The organism is Streptomyces rapamycinicus NRRL 5491, from assembly GCF_024298965.1.
Lineage (GTDB): Bacteria > Actinomycetota > Actinomycetes > Streptomycetales > Streptomycetaceae > Streptomyces > Streptomyces rapamycinicus.
In genome coordinates, this window is sequence record NZ_CP085193.1 from 1,009,373 (window position 1) to 1,031,139 (window position 21,767).

A 21,767-nucleotide genomic window follows, 5' to 3' on the forward strand; every position below is an offset into this window, starting at 1 on the left:
GGGCGCTTCAGACGCTCTCCACCGCGGGGTCATCGGGCACGGCCCGCACCCGACCGGGGCGCACCACGTTGCTGAGCGGGCTCTCCGCCTCCAGGCGGTTGATGTTGGCCGCGATATCGGTGGCGCGCGCGGCGAACGTCTCCTCCGTGTGGCCCGAGTTGTGCGGTGTCATCACCACGTTGGACAGCGTGTGGAACGGCAGACGGCTCGGCGCGTGTGGTGGGCCGGCCCACCACACATCGAGGGCGGCCCCGGCGATGGTGCCGGCCGACAGCGCCTCGTACAGCGCCTCCTCCTGTACGACCGGGCCACGGGCGACGTTGACCAGGAGGGACCGCGGGCCCATCGCGGCGAGTTCGGCGGGGCCGATCAGTCCGCGGGTCGCGGGGCTCAGTGGAACGGTCACCACGACGATGTCGGAGTCCGCCAGCAGTTCCGGGAGCCGGTCCGTGCCGCCGACCCAGTCGGGGCGCAGATCGTCCGGCAGCGGGGCCGATGGATCGCGGCGCACGGCCCGTACGCGCAGGCCGACCGCCTGGCACAGCCGGCTGATCTCCCGCCCCGTCTCGCCGAAACCGATGACGCCGACACGGCGGCCCCGCAGGGTGTCCCCGAAGGGCAGCGTGGCATCCACGGCCACGTTCCGCCACCGCCCGGCCCGCAGCTCCCGGTCGGCGGTGAGCACCCGCCGGGACAGCATCAGTACGCACATCAGGACGTGTTCGGCGATCGACGCGCCGTGGTGAAAGGTGTTCGCCACGGTCACATCGGGCCCCAGCGCCTCCAGGGGGATGCCGTCGTAGCCCGCGCCGACCACGTGGACGAGGCGGAGGCGCCGGGCCCGGCGCGCGTGGTCCTCGGCGAGCTGTGAGCCCACGTACACATCGGCGGAGGCAATGGCGTCGGCGATCCGTGCCGCGTCCCAGTCGCAGACGTCCAGCCACTCGTGCCGGTCCTCGGTCTCCTCCTTCAACCGCTCGCCGAACCTGCTCAGAATCCGGTGGTCGAGCACGATGCGCATCCCCCGGTCACCACCGGGGGCAGCCATCCTGGCCATGACCACCATCCTCATATATAGGCGCTGTCTTCATTTGTGCACGCGATCCATGGGACTGTCAATGATCGGGAAGCATCGGCCAGGGACCGCCCTACCTGCACTTGTTGTCAGATCCCTTGACGCCCCGGCACCTCCGGTTTAGCTTCGGCGTCCACAAATGCAGACCGGGTACGTAAGTGTAGACAGCCATGTCGACTGTCGTTCTCGGGCGGCAACCCGCCAGCACCCTCGGAGATACGCCGACGATGAAGTCCTCCGTACCCTCCGGCCCGCGCCGGGAACGAGGCCGGGCCCATACAGTTCTCGCCCTCCTCACGACCGGCACGCTGCTGCTGACCAGCGCGTGCGCCGTGGCGAACAGTGACGCGGCGGGTGACGCCGGCAGCGCGGACGGCCGCACCCTGCGGCTCGTCCTCACCCAGGAGCCCCCGACGCTGGAGCCCTGCGAGTCGTCGCTGACCGCGACCGGTGTCGTCGTCCGCTCCAACATCACCGAGCCGCTGGTGGAACGCGACCCCACCTCGGGGAAGCTGGATCCGCTGCTGGCGACCGGATGGCGGCAGACGAAGCCCACGACCTGGACCTTCGACATCCGCCCCGGTGTGAAGTTCCAGAACGGGCAGCCGTTCACGGCGAAGGACGCCGCCTTCTCCATCGACCGCGCCGTCAACTCCGATCTCGCCTGCAACGTGGACGGCTACGTCTTCGGCGACGAGAAGCTCGAAGTACACACCGTCAGCCCCACCCGGCTGACCGTCACCACCGAGAAGACCGACCCCATCCTCCCCCTGCGGCTCAGCTTCGTCGAGATCGTGCCACGCACCACCAGCACCAAGGCCAAGGTGCGGATACCGATCGGGACCGGCCCCTACGCCGTCAAGTCATGGCAGACCGGTGTCTCCATCTCCCTCGCCCGCAACGAGGACTACTGGGGGAAGGCGCCCGCCTACCCCCGGGCCCGGTATGTCTGGCGCAGCGACGCCAGCGTCCGCGCCGCGATGATCGACAAGGGCGAGGCCGACATCGCGACGGCGCTGGACCACACCAGCGCCGACAAGGGCAACACCGTGGCCTACCCCAACAACGAGACCACCGCCCTGCGTCTGGACGGCCGCGAGGCGCCGCTCGACGACATCCGGGTGCGCAAGGCGATCGGCATGGCCGTCGACCGCAAAGGCATCATCGACGCCCTCCTCGGCGGACTGGCCAAGCCCGCCGCACAACTCGTCCCGCCCGGTGTGGTGGGCCACAACGACGACCTCGCCCCGGTCCCGTACAAGGTGGCCGCCGCCCGCGCGCTGGTGAAACAGGCCGCCGCCGACGGTGTCCCCGTGCACCGGCAGATCACCCTCGTGGCGCGCAACGGCATGTTCGCCGGGATCTCGGAAGTGGCCGAGGCCCTGCAGTACGAGATGGCACGGGTGGGGCTGAACGTGAGGATTCGCATGGCGGACACCGCCACCCACCTCCAGTACCAACTGCGCCCGCTGCCCCGTGACGTCGGGCCGGTGGCGCTGCTGATCATGCACGGCAACCAGGCCGGGGACGCCGCGTTCACCACCAGTCAGTACCTGGTGAGCGACGGCCCGCAGTCCACCTTCGGCACCAAGGAGCTCGACCGGCGCATCGCCGCGGCGGACGCGCTGTCCGGCAAGGCCCGCGCGAAGGCCTTCGCCGAGGTGCTCGGCTACCAGAACGAGACGGTCGCGCAGTACGCCTATCTGGCCCATATGCGCGGGCTGCTGGGACTGTCGCCGAAGGTGCGGTACCGGCCGGACTCCGCCACCGGGGACGAGATGCGGCTGGCCGAGGTCAGCCCCGCGAAGGCGGGGAGGCACTGAGATGACGTCCTTCCTGCGCAAGCGCATCATCTCCAGCGCGATCCCCCTGGTCTTCGTGGTGCTCGGCGTGTTCTGCCTGGCCCGGCTGACCGGCAGCCCCGTCGATCTCTACCTTCCGCTGAGCGCCACCCCACAGCAACGCGCCGAGTTCTCCGCCGCCCACGGCTTCGACGACTCCATTCCGGTACAGCTGTGGGACTACCTCACCAACGCCGCGCAACTCGACTTCGGGACCTCGCTGCGCACCGGGGAGTCGGCCGGTTCGATGGTGCTCAAGGCGTTTCCCGTCACCCTCCAACTGGCCGGGATGACGATGCTCCTGGCGATCCTCGGGGCGCTGCTGGTCGGAAGCCTCGCCGCGTACCGGCCCAACTCGCTCATCGACCGGATCGCCGGTCTGCTGTCGATGACGGCGGCCAGCATCCCCGACTTCTGGTTCGCGATCGTGGGGGTGCTGGTCTTCGGCGTGGGCCTGGACTGGCTGCCGACCTCCGGCACCCTGGGCGGCCCGGAGATCTGGGTGCTGCCCATCGCCACCCTGCTGATCCGCCCGTTCGGGGTGCTGGTGCAAGTGGTCCGCGGCAGCATGGTCGGCGCGCTGTCCGCGCCGTATGTGAAGGTCGCGCGCAGCAAGGGGGCCGACCCCAAGCGTGTGGTGTTCGGGCACGCGCTGCGCAACTCCATCACGCCCGTGCTGACCGTGGCCGGGGACCTCACCGTCGGTCTCGTCAACGGCGCGGTGGTGGTGGAGACGATCTTCGGCTGGCCCGGGATCGGCAAGCTCATGATCGACTCGATTCTGCAGCGAGACTTCGCGGTGTTGCAGGCCGCCGTCCTGCTCACGGCGGTGACGATCTTCGCGCTGAACATCCTCGTGGACGTCTGCCACGCCCTGATCGACCCCCGAGTGCGCCAGGCGGTGCCGGCGTGAGCGAAGGAGCCACCATGACCGACCCCGCCGACCCCACCGGCCCCACCGGCTCCGCCGACCGGCCCTCCGGCACGGCGGCCGTCCCGTCGCCCCGGCGCCCGCCCCGCTGGTGGCTGCTGCTCGGCCGGGACCGGGCCGCGGCCGTCGCGGCCGTCATCCTCGCCGGGGTGTTCCTCGTCGCGCTGTTCGGCCGGCTGTTCATCGGGGACCGAGCCGTACGGCAGGAGCTGCGCGCCTCGCTGCGCCCGCCCTCCCTCGATCACGGCTTCTACGGGCTGCTCGGCACCGATGTGCTGGGCCGAAGTGTGCTGGCCCGGCTGGTGGACGCCGCCGGGACGACGCTGTCCGTCGCGGTGCCCGCGGTGCTGTGCTCGCTGCTGATCGGCTCGGCGCTGGGGCTGTGGGCCGGATACCACGGGGGCATGCGGGAGAACGTCGCGATGCGGGTCGCCGATGTCATCCTCAGCTTCCCGTCGCTGCTGATCGCGGTGGTGGTGCTGTACGTCTTCGAGCCCAGCGCGATGAACATCGTGCTGATCCTCGCCATCGCGCGCGTCCCGGTCTATCTGCGCACCGCCCGGGCCGAGTCGGCCGAGCTGAGGAGCCGTCTGTTCGTGGACGCGGCCCGGACCTTCGGCACACCGAGCCGGAACATCATCTACCGGCACATTCTGCCGATCGCGCTGCCCACGCTGCTGACCGTGGCCACGCTCGACTTCTGTTTCGTGATGCTGACCGAGTCGTCCTTGAGCTTCCTCGGCATCGGCATCCAGCCCCCCGATGTGAGCTGGGGGCTGATGGTGGCGCAGGGGCGCCAGTACCTCCAGACGGCCTGGTGGATCGCCGTGCTGCCGGGTGTCGCGATCGTGCTCACCACGGTGTCGGCCACGGTGCTCGCCGCCTGGGTCCGCCTGGCCACCGACCCGGCCCAGCGCTGGCGTCTGACGTTGCCCAGGAAGCGGCGCGGCAACCGGGCCGCTGTTCCCTCGGAGATGATCGCGTGAAGTCCTCCACCCTGCCCGGGCCCACCGGAACCGGCAGCCCCGCGCTCGAAGTCGAGGGGCTGTGTGTCGACTTGCGCACCCCCTCCGGGACCGTACGCGCCGTGAACGGCGTCGGCTTCCAGGTGCGCAAGGGGCGCACACTGGCGCTGCTGGGCGAGTCCGGCTGCGGGAAGTCGATGACCGCGCTGTCCATCGTCGGACTGCTCGACCCGACGGCCGAGGTGACGGGCGGATCCGTGAAGGTGTCCGGCACCGATGTGCTGCGGCTGGGCCAGGCGGGGCGCAGAAAGCTCGCCGGTCCCGTGCTGTCGATCGTCTTCCAGGACGCGCTGACCGCGCTCAACCCCGTACAGCCGGTCGGCAGGCAGCTCGCCGAGCCGTTCCGCATCCATCGCGGGATGTCGCGCCGCGATGCCCGGGAGAAGGCGGTCGAGCTGATGACCCGCGTCGGGATCCCCGAGCCCCGGCTGCGGGCACGCGCGTATCCGCATCAGTTCTCCGGCGGTATGCGCCAGCGGCTGCTGATCGCGATGGCCGTCGCGCTTGACCCCGATGTGCTCATCGCCGACGAGCCCACGACCGCGCTCGATGTCACCGTGCAGGCGCAGATCATGCGGCTGCTGCGGGATCTGCAGACCGAGCGGGACATGGCGCTGGTGCTGATCACCCACGATCTGGCGGTGGTGGCCCAGCGCGCGGACGATGTCGTGGTGATGTACGCGGGCAACGTGGTGGAGACCGGCCCGGTGGCGGAGGTGTTCTCCCGCCCCCGCCACCCCTACACCAGGGGCTTGCTCGACTCGGTTCCCGAACACGCCGTCAGGGGCTGCCCGTTGCCCGCCGTACCGGGGAGCCCGCCCGAGCTCAGCTCGGTCCCGTCCGGCTGTGTCTTCCAGGCCAGATGTCCGCTGGCCCAGGAGCGCTGCGCCCAGGAGCGTCCCCGTCTGATGTCCGTCGGGGCCTCGCGTTCGGCCGCCTGCCACTTCTCCGAGGAGCTCGACCGTGTCTGAGACGCCCCTCACCGACGCCACGGCCGCCGGCCCCCGGACCGATGGCTCCGCCGCTCCCCCGCCCCTGCTCGAGGTCCGCGGCGTGACCAAGTCGTTCGGCCATGGCCGCCGGCGACTGACCGCGCTCGACGGCGTCGATGTGCGGGTCGAGCGCGGGCAGACGCTCGGGCTGGTGGGCGAGTCCGGATGCGGCAAGTCGACCCTGGCCAGAGTGGTGCTCGGGCTGGAGCGCCCGGACTCGGGCACCGTACGCTTCGACGGCACCGATCCGTTCACCCTCAAAGGCAAGGAACTGCTGGCCTGGCGGCGCCGGGTGCAGATGGTGTTCCAGGACCCCTTCGCCTCGCTCAACGCCCGGATGTCCGCGGCCGACCTCATCGGCGAGCCGTGGCGCACCCACCGCGACATCGTGCCCACGGCACAGGCGCGGGAGCGGCGGGTCCGTGAGCTGCTGTCCCTCGTCGGGCTGCGGGACGGCGACGCCCACCGCTACCCGAACGAGTTCTCCGGCGGGCAGCGGCAGCGCATCGGCATCGCCCGCGCGCTGGCGCTGGACCCCGACCTCATCGTGTGCGACGAGCCGGTGTCCGCGCTCGACCTCTCGGTACAGGCCCAAGTGCTCAATGTGCTCTCCGAGTTGCGGGAGCGGCTCGGTGTCTCCTACGTCTTCATCTCGCATGACCTCTCCGTGGTCCGGCATGTCTCCGACCGGGTGACGGTGATGTACCTGGGCAAGGTCATCGAGCACGGCCCCACCGAGGACGTCTTCGACCGGCCCGTGCATCCCTACACCGCCGCCCTGATGTCCGCGGCGCCCACCCTCGACGTGTCCGGGCAGGCCCGGGACGACGAGATCCAGCTGCGCGGGGAGATCCCGTCCCCGTACGACATCCCGTCGGGCTGCCGGTTCCGCACCCGCTGCTGGAAGAGCGAGGACCGGTGTGCCGAACTCGCTCCTCCTGTCGTGATCCGCGACGGCACGGCGGACACCGGGCGGGAGCCGCACGAGGGCCTGTGCCACTTCCCGCTGGGCGCCGGGCCGATGGAAACATGAGCTCGCCGGAGTTCGCCCTGCTCTTCATCACGGTGGCGGCCGGGGCGCTGCTCCAGGTCTCCATCGGCTTCGGGCTCGGTCTGCTGGCCGCCCCGGTGATCGCGATATTCGACCCGTCGCTCACCCCCGTGGCCGTCCTGCTGCTCGCCACCGGGGTCACGGCCGCGGTGCTGGTGCTGGAGGGCGGCCATCTGGACCTGCGGGGCGCGGGGTGGGCGCTGGCCGGCCGGGTGCCGGGGGTGCTGGGCGGCGCGGCGCTGGTGGCCGTGCTGCCCGCCCGGTACCTCGCCCTCCTGGTGGCCGTGGTCGTCCTCACGGGTGTGGCGGTGAGCCTGCGCGGCTTCGTGCCCGCGCCGCGCCGGCGGTCGGTGCTGCTGGCCGGTCTGATGTCGGGGCTGATGGGCACGGCTACCGCCATCGGGGGGCCGCCGATGGCCATGGTCTGGCAGCGCCTGAGCGGACCGCGGCTGCGCGCCACGATGAGCGGGTTCTTCCTGGCCGGTTCGGTGATGAGCCTGGCCACCCTGGCGGCGACGGGGGCGGTGCACACGTACAGCCTGTGGCACACCGCCCTGCTGGCCCCGGCCGCGGCGATCGGGGTGCTGCTGGCCCGCCCGCTGTCGAGCAGGCTGGACATGCGGCGCACCAGGGCCGTCGCCATGGTGCTGGCGGTGGCGAGCGCGACCGTGCTGGTGGTCCAGCAGTTCGTCTGAGCCGGGCGGCACCTTTCGCCGCGTGGGTCAGCCCTCCGCCGCCGCGGGGACGGCGCGGCGCTCTCCGGTGACCTTGGAGGAGGGCAGCCGCCCGGCCTTGGAGGTGCCGGTCATCGTCTCGCCCTCGACGGTCATCGTGAACGCGAGGTTCAGCCGCATCGGCTTGGTGATGGCCTGACGCCAGACGAGCTGGTCACCGTCGAGCGCCAGATCGGCCAGCGGGACCTCCTCCCCCGCACCGTGGGCCGTGCCGCTCAGGGTGCCGCCCTCGTCGCGGAGTTCGATCACGGCCTTGATCCGGCCGATGGGTGTGGAGATGGACAGATCCCAGGTGCCTTCGACGGAGTCTGCGACGGACATGGTGGTGTGCTTCCTTACGGTGGGTCGGGGCGGATGGCGGTGGGGCGGTGCGGTCACAGGGCGACGGGCGCCGGCCCGTGGTGGCGCCAGGGGGTGCCACGGCGCTCGTAGGCGAACAGCTCCTCGACGGCATGGGCGATCCGCGGCCCCAGTTCGCGCTCCAGCAGGTACAGGCCCAGATCGAGTCCGGAGGTGACACCGGCGCCGGTGACGAGGTCGCCGTCGTCGACGACGCGGGCCCTGACCGCGTTGACGCCGGTGGCGTCCAGCATGTCCAGGCCCATGTGGTGGGTGGTGGCGTAGCGGCCCTCCAGCAGACCGGCCATGGCCAGGACGAGGGAGCCGCCGCACACCGTGGCGACGGTCACCTCCGGGCGGTCCATGGCGGCCTTCAGCAGCCCCGGCAGCTCGGTGTTCAGGGTGCGGCCCAGCAGGACGGGGATGAACTCGTCCGCCCGCCACTCGCCCGCGCCCGCGTCGTGGTCCGGGACCTCGCCGGGCTCTCCGACACGGCCGGCGGCACCGGGGACCACCACCAGGTCCGCCCTCGCGGGATCGAGCGCGGCCGTGGCGCGCAGCGTTACGCCGCCGACCCCGCTCACCACCTCACGCGGCCCCTCGGCGGACACCAGCTCCGCGCGCAGCGCTCCTCCGGAAGCCATGCCACCGCCGTACAGCACTTCGTAGGGGGCGAGCACATCGAGGAGGTCGAAGCCGTCGAACAGGACGATCTGGGCGAGCATGAAAAGGTTCCCTCACATGCGGTGATGGCCAGTCCGTCTGGCCCTGTTCCGACGCTATGCGAGGGCGGAAACGGCTCCCAGTGGCACGAGTGACATGGTTCAACGGGTTCTCGCCAAGCGGCTTGGAGGGTGCGGGGAGGTGCCTCGGAGCAGGCGTCTCAGACCGCGTCGGGCGGCATGTTGTACGGCGTGACGACCTGGATCGGCGAGGGCAGGGAGGGGCCGTCGTCGGGGAGGGCTCCGTGGGCCCGCATGATGATCTGGCAGGCGCGGCGCATGTCCTGGCGCAGGTCGTGGTGGAGCACCGCGGACAGCCGGCGCTCGCGCAGCAGCCGGGTGTTGTCGTGGTCGAGGTCGTGGGCGATGAACACCTCGTAGCCGCGGCCGAGTTCCTCGAAGGCCTGGATCGTCGCGGTGTTGCCGCCGCCGATCGAGTATACCGCCCGGATGTCCGGGTCGCGGCGCAGCGCCCGCAGGACCAGGTCGCGCTGGGTGGCGTCCAGGCCGTCGCTGTCGGTGACCTCGACGAGGGTGCGCCCGGGGTGTGCGTTGCGCAGGGTGCTGCGGAAGCCCATCTCGCGTTCCTCCTCACCCCGGAAGGAGCCCCGGCTGACGGTGGTGAGCACATTGCCGGGGCGGTCGCCGAGCCACTGGCCCATGAGGTACGCGGCGGTGGCTCCGGCGGCGCGGTTGTCGATGCCGACGTAGGCCCGGCGTGCGCTGCTGGGCAGGTCGGTCACCAGGGTCACCACGGGTAGCCCCAAGGCGGCCAGGCGGCCGACGGCCGCGGTGACCTCCGGGATGTCGGGCGCCTTCAGGACGATCCCCTGGCAGCCGCCGCGTTGGGCGATGCGGTCCAGCGTGGCGATCAGCTCCGCCACCGGACCGGTCTCGCGGAAGTGGAAGCGCGACCGCATCACCGCCGGGCGCAGCGAAGGCAGCTCCGCCTCCAGAGCGGTGCGGACCGCCGAGGAGAAGCGCTCGGGGGCCTGCATCACGATGTCGATCATGAAGGTGCGGCCGCCGATGCGGACCTGGGTGCGCTGCCGGTCCAGGTCCTTGATCGCCTGGTGGACCTCCCGGGTGGTGCTCTCGCGCACCCCGCCCCGGTCGTTCAGCACCCGGTCGACGGTGGCCTCGCTCAGCCCCGCCTGCCGGGCGATCTCCCGGATGGGATACGGATGGGCCATCGGCGCGCCTCCCTGAAGGGTTTTTGATGGGCTGCTGAGGATTGCCCGATGCTCGGCCGATCACAACACTGACAGAAAGCCGCAGCCCACGGGAAGGATCGGAAGGCAATGCCCCTCATCGCTCCGAGGTCTCATGGCCGGCTCAGTGAGGCCGACTGCTCCCTCGAGACCTTCCGCGCCCTGGTCGAGCGGACCACCGACCCCGGCGACCACCCCGGTGCCGACGCCGTACAGCACAACGTCCCCGTCTACGACGGCGCCCGCCTGCGGGCCCGGGCCGCCACGGCCCCCGGCCGCCGGGAGGCACAGGCGGAACTGGTCCACACCCTGCTGGACGGCCCCGGCATCGTGGTGTTCAAGGGCGCGTTCCCCGACGCGTCGGTCCTGGACCGGGCCACCGAGGCGTTCACTGCGCTGATCGAGCGGGAACGGGCGGCGGGCGCCGCCCGCGGTGACCACTTCGCCAGGCCAGGCGCCAACGACCGGGTGTGGAACGCGCTGGACAAGCTGGCCCTGAGCGCACCGGAGGTCTTCGCCGACTACTACGCCAACGACCTCATCGCCCTCGTGGCCACCGCCTGGCTCGGCCCCGGCTACCAGGTCACCTCACAGATCAACCAGGTCAACCCGGGCGGCGCGGCCCAGAGCGTGCACCGCGACTACCACCTGGGATTCCTCTCCGAGGCGCGGGCCGCGGCCTATCCCGCCCATGTCCACCGGCTCTCCCCCGTGCTGACCTTGCAGGGCGCGGTCGCCCACTGCGCCATGCCGGTCGAGTCCGGCCCGACGCTCTACCTGCCGTACTCGCAAGCGTACGAGCCCGGCTATCTGGCCTGGCGCCGCCCGGAGTTCATGGCCTACTTCGCCGAGCACCACGTCCAGCTGCCGCTGGAGGCGGGCGACGCGGTCTTCTTCAACCCCGCGCTCTTCCACGCCGCCGGACACAATCGCTCGGCGGACATCCGGCGGATGGCGAACCTGCTGCAGATCTCCTCCGCCTTCGGCCGCGCCATGGAGACCGTCGACCGCGAGGCGGTGGCCAACGCCGTCTTCCCCGTACTGCGGCGGCGCAAGGCCGAAGGCGCCACCGAGGACTGGCTGCACAACGTGGTCGCGGCCTGCGCCGAGGGCTACCCCTTCCCCACCAACCTCGACCTCGACCCGCCGGTCGGCGGCCTCGCCCCGGACTCCCAGGCCGACACCCTACGGCGCGCCCTGGAGCGGGACTGGACCCCGGACACCCTGCGTACGGAGCTACGGGCCGGCGCCGAGCGCCGCCAGAGCCGAAACCGCCAGAGCTGAAGGAGACGGACCGCCGATGGGACTGTTGCAGGACAAGATCGTCCTGGTCAACGGGGGCAGCCAGGGAATCGGCGCGGGCATCGTCCGCGCCGCCGCCCGCGAAGGGGCCACGGTGGCCTTCACCGGACGCCGCCCCGACTCCGGTGAGCGGCTGGCCGAGGAGCTCGCCGACCGGGGAGCCACGGGCTCCTTCGTCCGCGCCGACCTGGCCGATCCCGCGCAGGCACGCGGCAGCGTGGAGCAGGTGGTGGCGGCCCACGGCAGGATCGACTGCCTGGTCAACTCCGCCGGGCTCACCTCGCGCGGGACGCTGCTGGACACCACGCCCGAGCTCTTCGACGCGCATGTCGCGATCAATCTGCGCGCCCCGTTCTTCGCCATGCAGGCCGCCGTCGCCGACATGGTGGCCAGGAAGGCCCCGGGCACCATCGTCAACATCATCTCCAACTGCGCACACGGCGGATATCCGTTCCTGGCGCCGTACGCCGCCGCGAAGGCCGGGCTCGCGGGCCTGACCCGCAACGCCGCACACGCCCACCGCTGGGACCGCGTCCGCGTCAACGGCCTCAACCTGGGCTGGACCGACACCGAGGGCGAGGACGCCATCCAGCGCGCCTTCCACGGCGCGGGCGACGACTGGCGCGAGGAGGCGGCCCGCGCCCAGCCGATGGGCAAGCTCGGCCAGGTCGACGAGATCGCCGATTTCGTCGTCCTCCTCCTCTCCGACCGCAGCGGGGTCGTCACCGGCTCGGTCATCGACTGGGACCAGAACGTCCTCGGCGGACTCGGCTGACCCGCCGCATCGCCAGAGACGACTCCGTCCAGAAGCAACACCACCCCTGAACCCCACCGTCACCACCCGCACCACCAGAAAGGGACACGACTCCCCATGCGTATCGGCATCATGGGCCTGGGCCGGATCGGCTCCTTCCACGCCGAGACCCTGTCCACGCTCGACACGGTGGACTCCCTCGTGGTCACCGACCCGGTCGCCGCGGCCGCCGCCACCGCCGCCGAGCGGTTCGGCGCCCACGCGGCCGACTCGCCGGAGGCCGTACTCGCCGCCGGTGTGGACGGCGTCGTGATCGCCGCGGCCACCGACGCCCACCCCGAGCTCATCGTCGCCGCCGTACGGGCGGGCGTACCGGTCTTCTGCGAGAAGCCAGTGGCGCGCACGATCGAGGAGAGTCTCGATGTCCTCCGCGCGGTGGAGGGCGGCGGGGTGGAGGTCCAGATCGGCTACAACCGGCGGTTCGACCCCGGTTACGTGGCCGCGCGGGCGGCGGTGGTCAGCGGTGAACTCGGGCCGCTGCACACCGTGCGGTCCACCACCTTGGACCCCGAGCCGCCCCCGGCCGCCTATGTGGCCGTCTCCGGTGGCATCTTCCGCGACTGCGCCGTGCACGACTTCGACACCGTCCGCTGGATCACCGGCCACGAGGTCACCGAGGTCTACGCGACCGGCGCCAACCGCGGCGCCGAGTACATCGCGGCCGCCGGAGACGTGGACACCGCCTCCGCCCTCCTCACTCTGGACGACGGCACCCTCGCCGTGGTCTCCAACACCCGCCACAACCCCCGCGGTTACGACGCCCGCCTGGAACTCCACGGCATGACGGACAGCGTGGCCGCGGGCCTGGAGGACCGGCTGCCGCTGCGCTCGGTCGAACCGGGCGCCGTCTTCCCCGGCGGCACACCGCACCACTTCTTCATGGACCGCTTCGCCGCCGCCTACCGGGCCGAGCTCACCGCCTTCACCGAGGTCGCGGCGGGTCTGCGGCCCTCCCCCTGCACCGTCGCCGACGCCGTCGAGGCCGGCTGGATCGCCGAGGCGTGCACGCTTTCGCTGCGCGAGCACCGCCCCGTGACCATGGAAGAGGTACGCAAGGCATGACGACAGCCGAGCCGCTGCGCATCGGGGTCCTGGGCGCCGCCCGGATCTCCGAGCTCTCCCTCGTCGGACCCGCCCGTGCGGGCGGCCACCGCCTCGTCGCGGTGGCCGCACGCTCCCGGGGCCGGGCGGATGCCTTCGCCGCCGAGCACGGCGTCGAGCGCGTCCTGGACTCCTACGCCGATGTGATCGCCGACCCCGATGTGGAGGTCGTCTACAACCCGCTGGCCAACAGCCTGCACGGGCCGTGGAACCTCGCCGCGCTCGCCGCGGGCAAGCACGTGCTGACCGAGAAGCCCTCGGCGAGCAACGCCGAGGAGGCCGCCGAGGTGCGCGACGCGGCCGCCAAGGCGGGCACCGTCTTCATGGAGGGCTTCCACTACCTCTTCCACCCCGTGACCCGCCGCCTCCACGAACTGCTCGACTCCGGGGAACTCGGAGAGCTGCGGCACGTCGAGACGATGATGGCCATGCCGCCCCCGCCCGGGCCCGACCCCCGCTGGTCCCTGCCCCTGGCCGGGGGCGCCCTGATGGACCTGGGCTGCTACAGCCTGCACGCGCAGGCCACGCTCGCCCCCTGGGCCGGTGGTCCCCCGCGCCTGGTCACTGCCCGGGGCGGCGCCCGGCACGGCGCACCGGAGGTTGACGAGTGGCTGGACGCGGACCTGGTCTTCCCCGGCGGCGCCACCGGATCCGCCCGCTGCCATATGGCACATGAGGAGTGGCGGATGAGCTTCACGGTCATCGGCTCGCGCGGTGCGGCGACGGCGATGAACTTCGTCCAGCCCCACCTCGACGACCGGGTCGTGGTGCGTACGCCCGCGGGTGAGCGGACGGAGCTGCTGGGCAGGCGGTCCTCGTACACCTACCAACTGGACGCGTACGCCGCGCATCTGCGGCACGGCACACCGCTTCCGCTGGACGCGGAGGACGCGCTGACCACCATGTCCCTGATCGACACGTGCTACCGCGCCGCCGGTTTCCCGCCCCGGCCGCGCACCGCGCTCCCGCTCCCGGGCTGATCCGTGAGACAACCCGCGCTACGGAGTGCCACCGCCCGCGGCCGGGCGGGGGCCTCCGGCCGGGCTCGGCCCGCCGGGTCGGCCGCCGCCCCCGGCCGGGCTCAGCTCGCCCCGTCGGCCGCCGCCCCCGGCCCGGCCACCCCGGGCGCGCCCGCGCGCAGCCCGTCCATGACCAGGTCCAGCAGCCGTCGGGCGCGCGCCTGCCCGTTCTCGTCGGGGCCGATCTGCCACAGTCCGGCGATGGCGAGCAGGAAGTCGTCGGTGGTGACGCCCGGGCGGATGGTGCCGAGCTCATCGTTGGCCCGCAGCAGGAGCGCCACGGCCTCGGTCATCTGGCCGTGCCCCGGTTTCTCCTGGCCGCAGGAGGCGCTGATGGCCTTGTGCAGCGCGTCGGCGAGACCGGCCTTGGCCATGGCGAACCGGGCCAGGTGCCCCATCCACTCCCGCAGGGCCTGGTCCGGGGCCCGGGTGCGCAGCAGTTCGGCCGCGGTGTCGGCCACCTGCCGCATCTCATGGCGGTAGATCTCCAGAACGAGGGCCTCGCGGCTGGGGAAGTTGCGGTACAGCGTGCCCTGCCCGACGCCCGCCTTCTTCGCGATGGCGCTCAGCGGGACGTCCGCCGAGCGCGTCAGCTCCGCCAGCGCCACTTCCAGGATGCGCTCGCGGTTCGCAGCCGCGTCCGAGCGCAGACGCGCTTCCCGCGCTGCCCGCTCTGCCCGCACTCGTCCTCCTTCCGGACCCCGCCGTGGCGCCGACCTTGCTCACCGGACAGCTGTCCGCTAAGTTTCAAACACAGCGGACAGCTGTCCGCTTAGGTCCACCTTACCGGCTGAAACGGCCAGTGTGGATGGCCGAAACCGAGCGCCGACCGGCATTGTCCCGCATCCCATATCCTCGGGACTCCCTCCCTAGGCCCCGGGCGCCCTCCATCGGACGACTTCAACGCGCACCACACCCGCGAAAGAAGGCTGATCATGGCCCCATCGACGTCCAGCGTCATCACGCTGACCATCAACGGCGAGAAACACACGCTGCCCGTCGACCACCGCACCACCCTGCTCGACGCCCTGCGGGAGCAGCTCGACCTCACCGGCACCAAGAAGGGCTGCGACCAGGGCCAGTGCGGTGCCTGCACGGTGCTGATCGACGGCCGTCGGGCCGTCTCCTGCCTCCAGCTCGCGGTGGCGGCCGAGGGCCGTGAGGTGACCACGATCGAGGGCGTGGCCGAGGGCGACGAGCTGCACCCGGTGCAGCAGGCCTTCCTCGACCTCGACGGCTACCAGTGCGGTTACTGCACCCCCGGGCAGATCTGTTCCGCCCTCGCGGTGATCGAGGAGCACGCGGCGGGCTGGCCGAGCGCCGCCACCGCCGATGTCCGCCCCGAAGCGGGGCCCCCGCCCCTCAGCCCGGACGAGATCCGGGAGCGGATGAGCGGCAACCTGTGCCGCTGCGGCGCCTATGTGTCGATCGTGCAGGCGGTCGCGCGGGCGGCCGAGGCGCGCACGGCCGGGACCGAGGAGGCCCTCGCATGAAGGAGTTCGGCTACCAGCGGGTCCTCGAGGTCTCCGAGGCGGTCTCCGTGCTCGGCGCCGACCCCGACGCGCGCTTCCTCGGCGGCGGCACCAATCTGGTCGATCTGATGAAGACCGGTGTCGAGCGGCCGGGACGCCTGGTCGACGTGCGCGAACTGCCCCTGGACCACGTCGAGGTGACGCCGGACGGGGCCTTGCGCATCGGGGCCACCGTGACCAACAGCGATCTCGCCGCCCACCCCGAGGTGCGGCGCCGCTACCCGGCCCTCACCCAGGCCGTCCTGGCCGGTGCGTCCGGGCAGCTGCGCAACATGGCCACCGTCGGTGGCAACCTCCTCCAGCGCACCCGCTGCGGCTACTTCACCGATGTGGCCGGCCCCTGCAACAAGCGCCTCCCCGGCAGCGGCTGCCCGGCCATCGAGGGTGAGCACCACAACCACGCGATCCTCGGCGCCTCCGGGCACTGCGTGGCCACCCACCCCTCGGACATGGGGGTCGCGCTCGCCGCCTTCGACGCCGTCGTACGGTACGAAACCGCCGACGGGCCGGGCGAGTTGCCGCTCGCGGACTTCTATCTGCCCGTGGGCGACACCCCGCACCTGGAGACCGCGCTGCCGTCCGGCGCGCTGATCACCGGTATCACCCTGCCCCCGGCCCCGGTGGCCGCCCACTCCCGCTACCGCAAGGTCCGCGAGCGCGCGTCCTACGCCTTCGCGATCGGTTCGATCGCCGCCGCCCTCGACGTCCGCGACGGGGTCGTCCACGAGGTCCGCCTCGCGTTCGGGGCGGTCGCCTCCCGGCCGTGGCGGGCGCTGGCGGCCGAGCGGGCGCTGACCGGGGGCCCGGCGACCGCGGAGGCGTTCGCCGCCGCCGCGGACGCGGAACTGGCCGCCGCCGAGGCGCTGCCCCACAACGGATACAAGGTGCCGCTGATGCGCAACCTCGTCGTGGCCCTGCTGACCGAACTCACCGAGGAGGCCGCCCGATGACCACGACGACCGGAACCACCACGACGACGGGCGCCTTCGGCACCGCGCGCACCCGCGTGGAGGGCCGGGAGAAGGTCACCGGAGCGGCCCGCTACTCGGGCGACATCCCCCTGCCCGACCTCGCCCACGGCTGGATGGTGCTGTCCACCGTGGCCCGCGGCCGCGTCAGCTCGGTCGAGTCCGAGCCGGTGCTCGCCATGCCCGGTGTCCTCGCGGTCCTCCACCACGAGAACGCCCCACGGGTCAACCTGGACTACATGGGCATGATCGGGAAGCCCGACCCGATCCTCGCGGTCTTCCAGAACGACCGCGTCCCCTTCATGGGCTGGCCGGTGGCGCTGGTCCTCGCCGAGCGGCCCGAGCAGGCCAGGGAGGCCGCGGAAGCGCTGGTCGTCCGGTACGACCAGGAGCCGCACGACATCGGCTTCACGGCCGGCCACCCGGATATGTACACCCCTCCGGACTCGCCCTTCGGACCGGCGGTGGCGTCGAAGGGCGACGTCGAGGCCGAGCTCGCCGCGTCCACGTTCGTCGTGGACTCCGAGTACACCACTCCGGAAGAGCACCACAACCCCATGGAGCCGCACGCGGCGACGGCCCACTGGGACGGCGGCCGGCTCGAGGTCTTCGACTCCAACCAGGGCAGCACGATGGTGGCCGCCGAGCTCGCGCAGATCTTCTCGCTCGACGCGGAGTCGGTACGGGTGCGGTCCGAGCACGTCGGCGGCGGCTTCGGTTCCAAGACCACCCGCCCGCACCAGGTGGCCGCCGCCATGGCCGCCACCGTCCTCCATCGCCCGGTGCGCGTCGTCATGACCCGCCGCCAGATGTTCTCCACGATCGGCTACCGCAGCCCCACCGCGCAGCGGGTCAGGCTCGGCACCGATGAGTCGGGGCGGCTGCGGGTGCTCGACCACCGGTCCGAGTGCGTCACGTCGACCGTCCACGAGTTCATCGAGCGGAGCGCCACGGTGGGCCGCGTGATGTACGACGCGGACGCGCACTACACCAGCGACCGGGTCGTACGGCTCGATGTGCCGAGCCCGACCTTCATGCGCGCGCCCGGCGAGGCACCGGGCTCGTTCGCGCTGGAGTGCGCCATGGACGAGCTCGCCGAGAAGACCGGCATCGACCCGATCGAGCTGCGCGTCCGCAACGAGCCCGACCGGGGCCCGGTCTCGGGCCTGCCGTTCAGCAGCCGCAATCTGGTCGCCTGCTACGAGGAGGGCGCCCGCAGGTTCGGCTGGGCGGACCGGGACCCCCGTCCGGGGGTGCGCCGCGAGGGACGCTGGCTGCTCGGGACCGGTATGGCGGCGGCCAGCTTCCACTCCGGCGCCGGGCCGTCCACGGCGGCCGTGACGGCGGAGGCGGACTCCACCTTCACCGTGCGCATCAACGCGGCGGACATCGGCACCGGCGCCCGGACCGCGATCAACCTGATCGCCGCGGACGCGCTGGCGGTGGACCCGGAGCGGGTCCGGGTGGTCATGGCGGACAGCGACCTCGGCCCGGCGATGCTCGCCGGTGGCTCGATGGGCACGCGCTCCTGGGCGTGGGCGGTGGCGATCGCGGTGAGCGAACTGCGCGAGCGGCTGGCCCTGGGCGGCGACATCCCGCCCGAGGGGATCACCGCGCGGTCCGACACCACCGAGGCCATCGGTGCCCTGGCCAATAAGGAACGTCACTCCTTCGGCGCGCAGTTCGCCGAGGTGGCCGTGGACGTCACCAGCGGAGAGGTCCGGGTGCGGCGGATGCTCGGCATCTTCGCGGCGGGCCGGATCGTCAACCCGCTGACCGCGCGCAACCAGCTCGTCGGCGGAATGATCTGGGGCATTTCCATGGCCTTGCACGAGGAGGCGGTCAGGGACCGGGCCTCGGGCGGCCTCGTCTCGCCCGACCTCGCGGGCTATCACTTCGCCGCGAACGCCGATGTGCCGGTCGTCGAGGCGGACTGGGTGGACGACCCGGACCCGGACGACCCGGTCGGCATCAAGGGCGTCGGTGAGGTCGGCATCGTGGGGGCCGCGGCGGCGATCTCCAACGCGGTGTGGCACGCCACCGGCGTCCGCCACCGCAACCTGCCGATCCGCCCGGACCGGGTCCTGTCGGCGGGGACGAACGTGCCGGAGCCCGGTCACGCGGGCTGACCCTCGCACCGTCGAGTGCTCGGCGCCCGCCAGGTTTCCCACCCGGCGGGCGCCGAGCTCGTCAGTACCGGGCACGCCGCATGAACCTCTCCACCCGCCACATCTGACACCGCGTCGAGGCCGCACCGGCCCCGGGATACCGCCGATCGGCTGGCGCTGTGCGGCGATCCAGTCATCTTCCCGCTCCGCCCGCTTCCCTCCGGGCCCCGGCGGGGAACACTCGCCGGAGCCGAGGAGAGCAGAGAGGGCACCGATGAGCGACGACTTCGTACTGGACGTGACCAGGATCCGCGACGACGCCCGCCGGAAGATGGCGGCGGGCCCGGTGACGGACACCTACGGTCTGGACAAGGACCGGGTCATCGGCATCCTCAATGACGTCATCGCGACCGAGGTGGTGTGCTGGCTGCGCTACACCCGTCACGCCATCTCGGCCAGCGGGATCGACCGCGCCCAGGTGTCCTCGGAGTTCACCGAGCACGCGAAGGAGGAGATGCAGCACGCGCTGCGCGCCGCCGAACGCGTCTCCCAGCTCGGCGGCGACCCCGACTTCGACCCCGCCTCGCTGCCCCAGCGCTCCCACACCGACTACACCACCCCGCCCGACAACGATCTGAAGGCGATGCTGGAGCACAATCTGCTCGCCGAGCGCATCGTGATCGCCAGCTATCAGGAGATCATCCGCTGGCTGGGCGAACACGACCCGACCACCCGCCGGCTGATGGAGTCGATCCTGGAGGAAGAGGAGGAGCACGCCGACGATCTGGTGGATCTGATCGGCGTCTGAACGCCTGTGACGGGTCGGCTCATGACCACGCGGTGGCCCCGCCCGCTCTCCTGCCTCATCGTGACCGCCCTGTCCTCGGCCCTGCTCGCCGGGTGCGGGGAGGGCGACGCCCACGGCCGGAGCTGTTCCGGCCGTACGGGCAAGGATCTCTCCAGCCGCGCCGTGGCCGGTGGCGACCTGTGGCAGAAGAAGCTGCGGTGCGTCAATCTCGAACGGTCCACCCTGACCGGGCTGGTGTCCGAGGCCAATCTGCGGCGCGGCAACCTCTACGCGGCACGGCTGGCCGCGGTGTCGCTGGAGAACGTCGATCTGCGGGGCGCCGACCTCCGGCGGGCGGACCTCACCTCCGCCACCCTCTCGCAGGTCGATCTGCGCGGCGCCGATCTGAGCGGCGCCAGGCTCGGCAGGGCTCTGCTCACCGATGTCAGTTTCGAGGGCGCACGGCTGGACGACGTGTATCTGCGGGCGGCGTCCCTCACCCATGTCGGCCTCAACGGAGCGGATCTGAGCGGCGCCGATCTGTCCGGAGCCACGGTGTCCGACTCCGATCTCCGCGGCGCGCGGCTGCGGGACGCGGACATCTCGACGACGAGTTGGGAGAACGTCCTCTGCCCGGACGGCTCCCGGTCGAGCGCACGGGTGTCCTGCGCCGACCATCTGGACCGGGCGGCGAACCGGGCCTCGGGTCAGCTTTCCCCGCCTTCCGCCGCCTTGCCGGTCTCCCCCTGAGAGGTCTTCTTCGCGGCACGGTGCGCCTGCTCCAGACCCTTCATATAGGCGTCCAGATAGTCGGCGTCCGACAGCCGGGCGCAGGGCGCGGGGACGGGGTGGGAACGGACCGCTCCGCCCTTGTGGGCGGCGGCCCGGTCGGCGATGGCATCGACACAGGCCCGGGTGACCCGGGCCTTCTCGGCGGCGGCCGGGGTGCCGGTCGGGGTGCTCTTGTCACTCGCGTCACCGCCGGTGGAACAGCCGGTCAGGAGCAGGGTGATGGCGAGGACTGCCGCGGCTTGGACGGTGCGGGTGCCCATGAGTCTCCCAGGTGCGTGGATGGTGGGGTGCATCATGCGGCTCGGCGGCGGCGAAGTGGGAGGGCCATGTATGCCTTGTGATGAAACGGTGACCGAACGGGCGTACAGATGAACCCCCGCCGGAATCCGGGCAAAGCGACGGCCCGGGCGGCCCGTGACGGACCGGCATACCCGACCGGACCGGGCACAGGATGTCGGGTCCGGCAGGGTGCCGACTTCCTAACGTGATGAGCGTCAAGGAAGGAGACCGAGGTGCTGGAGCGGCTGAACGAGGCCCTGGACCACATCGAGTCGCGTCTGGATCAGCGGATCGAGGTGGCCGAACTGGCGCGGATCGCGATGACGTCGGAGTACCACTTCCGGCGGCTGTTCTCCGCGCTGGCGGGGATCTCGCTGTCGGAGTACGTCCGGCGCAGACGGCTCACCCTCGCGGGGGCCGAGGTGCTCGCCGGGGAGCGGACGCTCCTGGAGATCGCGGTGCGCTACGGCTACGGCTCGGGGGAGGCGTTCGCACGGGCGTTCCGGGCCATGCACGGTGTGGGCCCGGGCGAGGCCCGGCGGGCGGGTGCCTCGCTGAGCTCCCAGCCGCGGATGTCCTTCCGTCTCATCGTCGAAGGGAGCAGCAGTATGCGATACCGGGTCGTGGAGAAGGACCGGTTCCAGGTGGTCGGCAAGAAGGTCCGTGTGCCGCTCGTCCATGAGGGGGTGAATCCGGGGATCGCGGAGTTCATCCGGGGGATCGGCCAGGAGACGATACGGCGGATCGCCGCGCTGTCCGATCAGGAGCCGGAGGGGATCCTGGGGGTGAGCGACAACCTCGACCCGAGCCGGGCCGAGGGAACCGAACTCGACTACTACCACGGGGTGGTGACCGGGGCCGCCGCTCCGGAGGACCTGGACACGCTGGCCGTCCCGGCGGGGACATGGGCCGTCTTCGAGAACTCCGGGCCGTTCCCGCAAGCGCTCCAGTACCTGTGGCGGGACGTCTTCACGCAGTGGTTCCCGTCCAACCCGTACCAGAGCAGGCCGGGTCCGGAGATCCTGCGCACCCGGCTGTCGCAGGACGGGGCGCGGGCGGACGCGGAGCTGTGGATCCCCGTGGAGCGGACCGCGGTCTGACGCCTTCGTACCGTGCGCCGGTCCGGCCGCCCGTGCCTTGGCCC

22 protein-coding genes are annotated in these 21,767 nt (G+C 71.9%); 16 read left to right on the plus strand and 6 right to left on the minus strand.

Going from position 1 to position 21,767, the window contains the following annotated elements; all coding sequences use genetic code 11:
* Positions 1-7 precede the first annotated feature (7 nt).
* Entirely contained in the window at positions 8-1,057 is a 1,050-nt protein-coding gene (locus LIV37_RS04560) for a 2-hydroxyacid dehydrogenase (protein ID WP_243146405.1), read from the minus strand.
* Positions 1,058-1,302: 245 nt separating this feature from the next.
* On the opposite strand from LIV37_RS04560, the gene LIV37_RS04565 reads away from it, so the two are divergent.
* The 6 genes from LIV37_RS04565 to LIV37_RS04590 are packed head-to-tail and all read left to right on the plus strand — an operon-like array spanning position 1,303 to position 7,610.
* A complete protein-coding gene (locus tag LIV37_RS04565) occupies positions 1,303-2,898 on the plus strand; it encodes an ABC transporter substrate-binding protein (protein WP_020865923.1) in 1,596 nt (531 codons plus the stop codon).
* Between the two features lies 1 nt (position 2,899).
* Positions 2,900-3,829, plus strand: coding sequence for an ABC transporter permease (locus tag LIV37_RS04570; protein WP_020865924.1), 930 nt, complete (start codon positions 2,900-2,902; stop codon positions 3,827-3,829).
* Positions 3,830-3,843: 14 nt separating this feature from the next.
* Positions 3,844-4,833 (plus strand): ABC transporter permease, encoded by a 990-nt coding sequence (locus tag LIV37_RS04575; protein WP_020865925.1) that lies wholly within the window; start codon positions 3,844-3,846, stop codon positions 4,831-4,833.
* Positions 4,830-5,843, plus strand: coding sequence for an ABC transporter ATP-binding protein (locus LIV37_RS04580; RefSeq protein WP_020865926.1), 1,014 nt, complete (start codon positions 4,830-4,832; stop codon positions 5,841-5,843). Before LIV37_RS04575 ends, LIV37_RS04580 begins: the two co-directional genes overlap by 4 nt.
* Positions 5,836-6,897 carry an ABC transporter ATP-binding protein gene (locus LIV37_RS04585; RefSeq protein ID WP_020865927.1) on the plus strand — a complete coding sequence of 354 codons (1,062 nt, stop codon included), beginning with the start codon at positions 5,836-5,838 and terminating at the stop codon, positions 6,895-6,897. Before LIV37_RS04580 ends, LIV37_RS04585 begins: the two co-directional genes overlap by 8 nt.
* Positions 6,894-7,610, plus strand: coding sequence for a sulfite exporter TauE/SafE family protein (locus tag LIV37_RS04590; RefSeq protein ID WP_020865928.1), 717 nt, complete (start codon positions 6,894-6,896; stop codon positions 7,608-7,610). Before LIV37_RS04585 ends, LIV37_RS04590 begins: the two co-directional genes overlap by 4 nt.
* Positions 7,611-7,637: 27 nt before the next feature.
* Here LIV37_RS04590 and LIV37_RS04595 read toward each other — a convergent pair whose 3' ends face one another.
* The 3 genes from LIV37_RS04595 to LIV37_RS04605 form a co-directional block, all read right to left on the minus strand.
* Entirely contained in the window at positions 7,638-7,970 is a 333-nt protein-coding gene (locus LIV37_RS04595; protein ID WP_020865929.1) for a hypothetical protein, read from the minus strand.
* A gap of 53 nt (positions 7,971-8,023) precedes the next feature.
* Positions 8,024-8,713 (minus strand): DJ-1/PfpI family protein, encoded by a 690-nt coding sequence (locus tag LIV37_RS04600; RefSeq protein WP_020865930.1) that lies wholly within the window; start codon positions 8,711-8,713, stop codon positions 8,024-8,026.
* Positions 8,714-8,871: 158 nt separating this feature from the next.
* On the minus strand, positions 8,872-9,903 hold the full coding sequence (locus LIV37_RS04605; protein ID WP_020865931.1) for a LacI family DNA-binding transcriptional regulator: 1,032 nt from the start codon (positions 9,901-9,903) through the stop codon (positions 8,872-8,874).
* 108 nt (positions 9,904-10,011) lie between these two features.
* Here LIV37_RS04605 and LIV37_RS04610 point away from each other — a divergent pair, with 108 nt between their 5' ends.
* From LIV37_RS04610 to LIV37_RS04625, 4 genes are all read left to right on the plus strand, one after another.
* Positions 10,012-11,205, plus strand: a complete 1,194-nt coding sequence (locus tag LIV37_RS04610) for a phytanoyl-CoA dioxygenase family protein (RefSeq protein WP_020865932.1) — start codon at positions 10,012-10,014, stop codon at positions 11,203-11,205.
* Between the two features lie 16 nt (positions 11,206-11,221).
* Positions 11,222-11,998 (plus strand): SDR family oxidoreductase, encoded by a 777-nt coding sequence (locus LIV37_RS04615; RefSeq protein WP_020865933.1) that lies wholly within the window; start codon positions 11,222-11,224, stop codon positions 11,996-11,998.
* 96 nt (positions 11,999-12,094) lie between these two features.
* The gene (locus LIV37_RS04620) at positions 12,095-13,099 is read left to right on the plus strand and encodes a Gfo/Idh/MocA family protein (RefSeq protein ID WP_020865934.1); all 1,005 of its coding nucleotides are present in this window, start codon (positions 12,095-12,097) and stop codon (positions 13,097-13,099) included.
* Positions 13,096-14,118: a Gfo/Idh/MocA family protein gene (locus LIV37_RS04625; RefSeq protein WP_020865935.1), complete on the plus strand. Its 1,023-nt coding sequence runs from the start codon at positions 13,096-13,098 to the stop codon at positions 14,116-14,118. Before LIV37_RS04620 ends, LIV37_RS04625 begins: the two co-directional genes overlap by 4 nt.
* Positions 14,119-14,219: 101 nt before the next feature.
* On the opposite strand, the gene LIV37_RS04630 is transcribed toward LIV37_RS04625, so the two are convergent.
* On the minus strand, positions 14,220-14,840 hold the full coding sequence (locus LIV37_RS04630; protein WP_020865936.1) for a TetR/AcrR family transcriptional regulator: 621 nt from the start codon (positions 14,838-14,840) through the stop codon (positions 14,220-14,222).
* Positions 14,841-15,092: 252 nt separating this feature from the next.
* Here LIV37_RS04630 and LIV37_RS04635 point away from each other — a divergent pair, with 252 nt between their 5' ends.
* The 5 genes from LIV37_RS04635 to LIV37_RS04655 all read left to right on the plus strand — a co-directional run bounded on the left by LIV37_RS04635 (position 15,093) and on the right by LIV37_RS04655 (position 20,302).
* On the plus strand, positions 15,093-15,650 hold the full coding sequence (locus tag LIV37_RS04635) for a (2Fe-2S)-binding protein (RefSeq protein WP_020865937.1): 558 nt from the start codon (positions 15,093-15,095) through the stop codon (positions 15,648-15,650).
* Positions 15,647-16,639 (plus strand): FAD binding domain-containing protein, encoded by a 993-nt coding sequence (locus LIV37_RS04640; protein WP_020865938.1) that lies wholly within the window; start codon positions 15,647-15,649, stop codon positions 16,637-16,639. Before LIV37_RS04635 ends, LIV37_RS04640 begins: the two co-directional genes overlap by 4 nt.
* Positions 16,636-18,786: a xanthine dehydrogenase family protein molybdopterin-binding subunit gene (locus tag LIV37_RS04645; protein WP_020865939.1), complete on the plus strand. Its 2,151-nt coding sequence runs from the start codon at positions 16,636-16,638 to the stop codon at positions 18,784-18,786. Before LIV37_RS04640 ends, LIV37_RS04645 begins: the two co-directional genes overlap by 4 nt.
* A 253-nt stretch (positions 18,787-19,039) precedes the next feature.
* Entirely contained in the window at positions 19,040-19,573 is a 534-nt protein-coding gene (locus LIV37_RS04650) for a ferritin-like domain-containing protein (RefSeq protein WP_020865940.1), read from the plus strand.
* Between the two features lie 21 nt (positions 19,574-19,594).
* Entirely contained in the window at positions 19,595-20,302 is a 708-nt protein-coding gene (locus tag LIV37_RS04655; protein WP_020865941.1) for a pentapeptide repeat-containing protein, read from the plus strand.
* Here the strand turns inward: LIV37_RS04655 and LIV37_RS04660 are convergent.
* Positions 20,260-20,604: a hypothetical protein gene (locus LIV37_RS04660; protein WP_020865942.1), complete on the minus strand. Its 345-nt coding sequence runs from the start codon at positions 20,602-20,604 to the stop codon at positions 20,260-20,262. The two genes, LIV37_RS04655 and LIV37_RS04660, sit on opposite strands and share 43 nt — an antisense overlap.
* A 252-nt stretch (positions 20,605-20,856) precedes the next feature.
* Between LIV37_RS04660 and LIV37_RS04665 the strand changes: the two genes are divergently transcribed.
* Complete coding sequence (locus tag LIV37_RS04665) at positions 20,857-21,723, plus strand: AraC family transcriptional regulator (RefSeq protein ID WP_020865943.1); 867 nt, start codon at positions 20,857-20,859, stop codon at positions 21,721-21,723.
* The last annotated feature ends 44 nt before the right edge of the window (positions 21,724-21,767 follow it).

Excerpts from the sequence above, each read along its gene's own strand:
- LIV37_RS04590 (WP_020865928.1), top strand. The coding sequence starts at position 6,894 with ATGAGCTCGCCGGAGTTCGCCCTGCTCTTCATCACGGTGGCGGCCGGG.
- LIV37_RS04615 (WP_020865933.1), top strand. The coding sequence starts at position 11,222 with ATGGGACTGTTGCAGGACAAGATCGTCCTGGTCAACGGGGGCAGCCAG.
- LIV37_RS04635 (WP_020865937.1), top strand. The coding sequence starts at position 15,093 with ATGGCCCCATCGACGTCCAGCGTCATCACGCTGACCATCAACGGCGAG.
- LIV37_RS04560 (WP_243146405.1), bottom strand. The coding sequence starts at position 1,057 with ATGGCCAGGATGGCTGCCCCCGGTGGTGACCGGGGGATGCGCATCGTG.
- LIV37_RS04620 (WP_020865934.1), top strand. The coding sequence starts at position 12,095 with ATGCGTATCGGCATCATGGGCCTGGGCCGGATCGGCTCCTTCCACGCC.
- LIV37_RS04565 (WP_020865923.1), top strand. The coding sequence starts at position 1,303 with ATGAAGTCCTCCGTACCCTCCGGCCCGCGCCGGGAACGAGGCCGGGCC.
- LIV37_RS04595 (WP_020865929.1), bottom strand. The coding sequence starts at position 7,970 with ATGTCCGTCGCAGACTCCGTCGAAGGCACCTGGGATCTGTCCATCTCC.
- LIV37_RS04645 (WP_020865939.1), top strand. The coding sequence starts at position 16,636 with ATGACCACGACGACCGGAACCACCACGACGACGGGCGCCTTCGGCACC.
- LIV37_RS04660 (WP_020865942.1), bottom strand. The coding sequence starts at position 20,604 with ATGGGCACCCGCACCGTCCAAGCCGCGGCAGTCCTCGCCATCACCCTG.
- LIV37_RS04655 (WP_020865941.1), top strand. The coding sequence starts at position 19,595 with ATGACCACGCGGTGGCCCCGCCCGCTCTCCTGCCTCATCGTGACCGCC.
- LIV37_RS04625 (WP_020865935.1), top strand. The coding sequence starts at position 13,096 with ATGACGACAGCCGAGCCGCTGCGCATCGGGGTCCTGGGCGCCGCCCGG.
- LIV37_RS04640 (WP_020865938.1), top strand. The coding sequence starts at position 15,647 with ATGAAGGAGTTCGGCTACCAGCGGGTCCTCGAGGTCTCCGAGGCGGTC.
- LIV37_RS04570 (WP_020865924.1), top strand. The coding sequence starts at position 2,900 with ATGACGTCCTTCCTGCGCAAGCGCATCATCTCCAGCGCGATCCCCCTG.
- LIV37_RS04600 (WP_020865930.1), bottom strand. The coding sequence starts at position 8,713 with ATGCTCGCCCAGATCGTCCTGTTCGACGGCTTCGACCTCCTCGATGTG.
- LIV37_RS04650 (WP_020865940.1), top strand. The coding sequence starts at position 19,040 with ATGAGCGACGACTTCGTACTGGACGTGACCAGGATCCGCGACGACGCC.
- LIV37_RS04610 (WP_020865932.1), top strand. The coding sequence starts at position 10,012 with ATGCCCCTCATCGCTCCGAGGTCTCATGGCCGGCTCAGTGAGGCCGAC.
- LIV37_RS04605 (WP_020865931.1), bottom strand. The coding sequence starts at position 9,903 with ATGGCCCATCCGTATCCCATCCGGGAGATCGCCCGGCAGGCGGGGCTG.
- LIV37_RS04575 (WP_020865925.1), top strand. The coding sequence starts at position 3,844 with ATGACCGACCCCGCCGACCCCACCGGCCCCACCGGCTCCGCCGACCGG.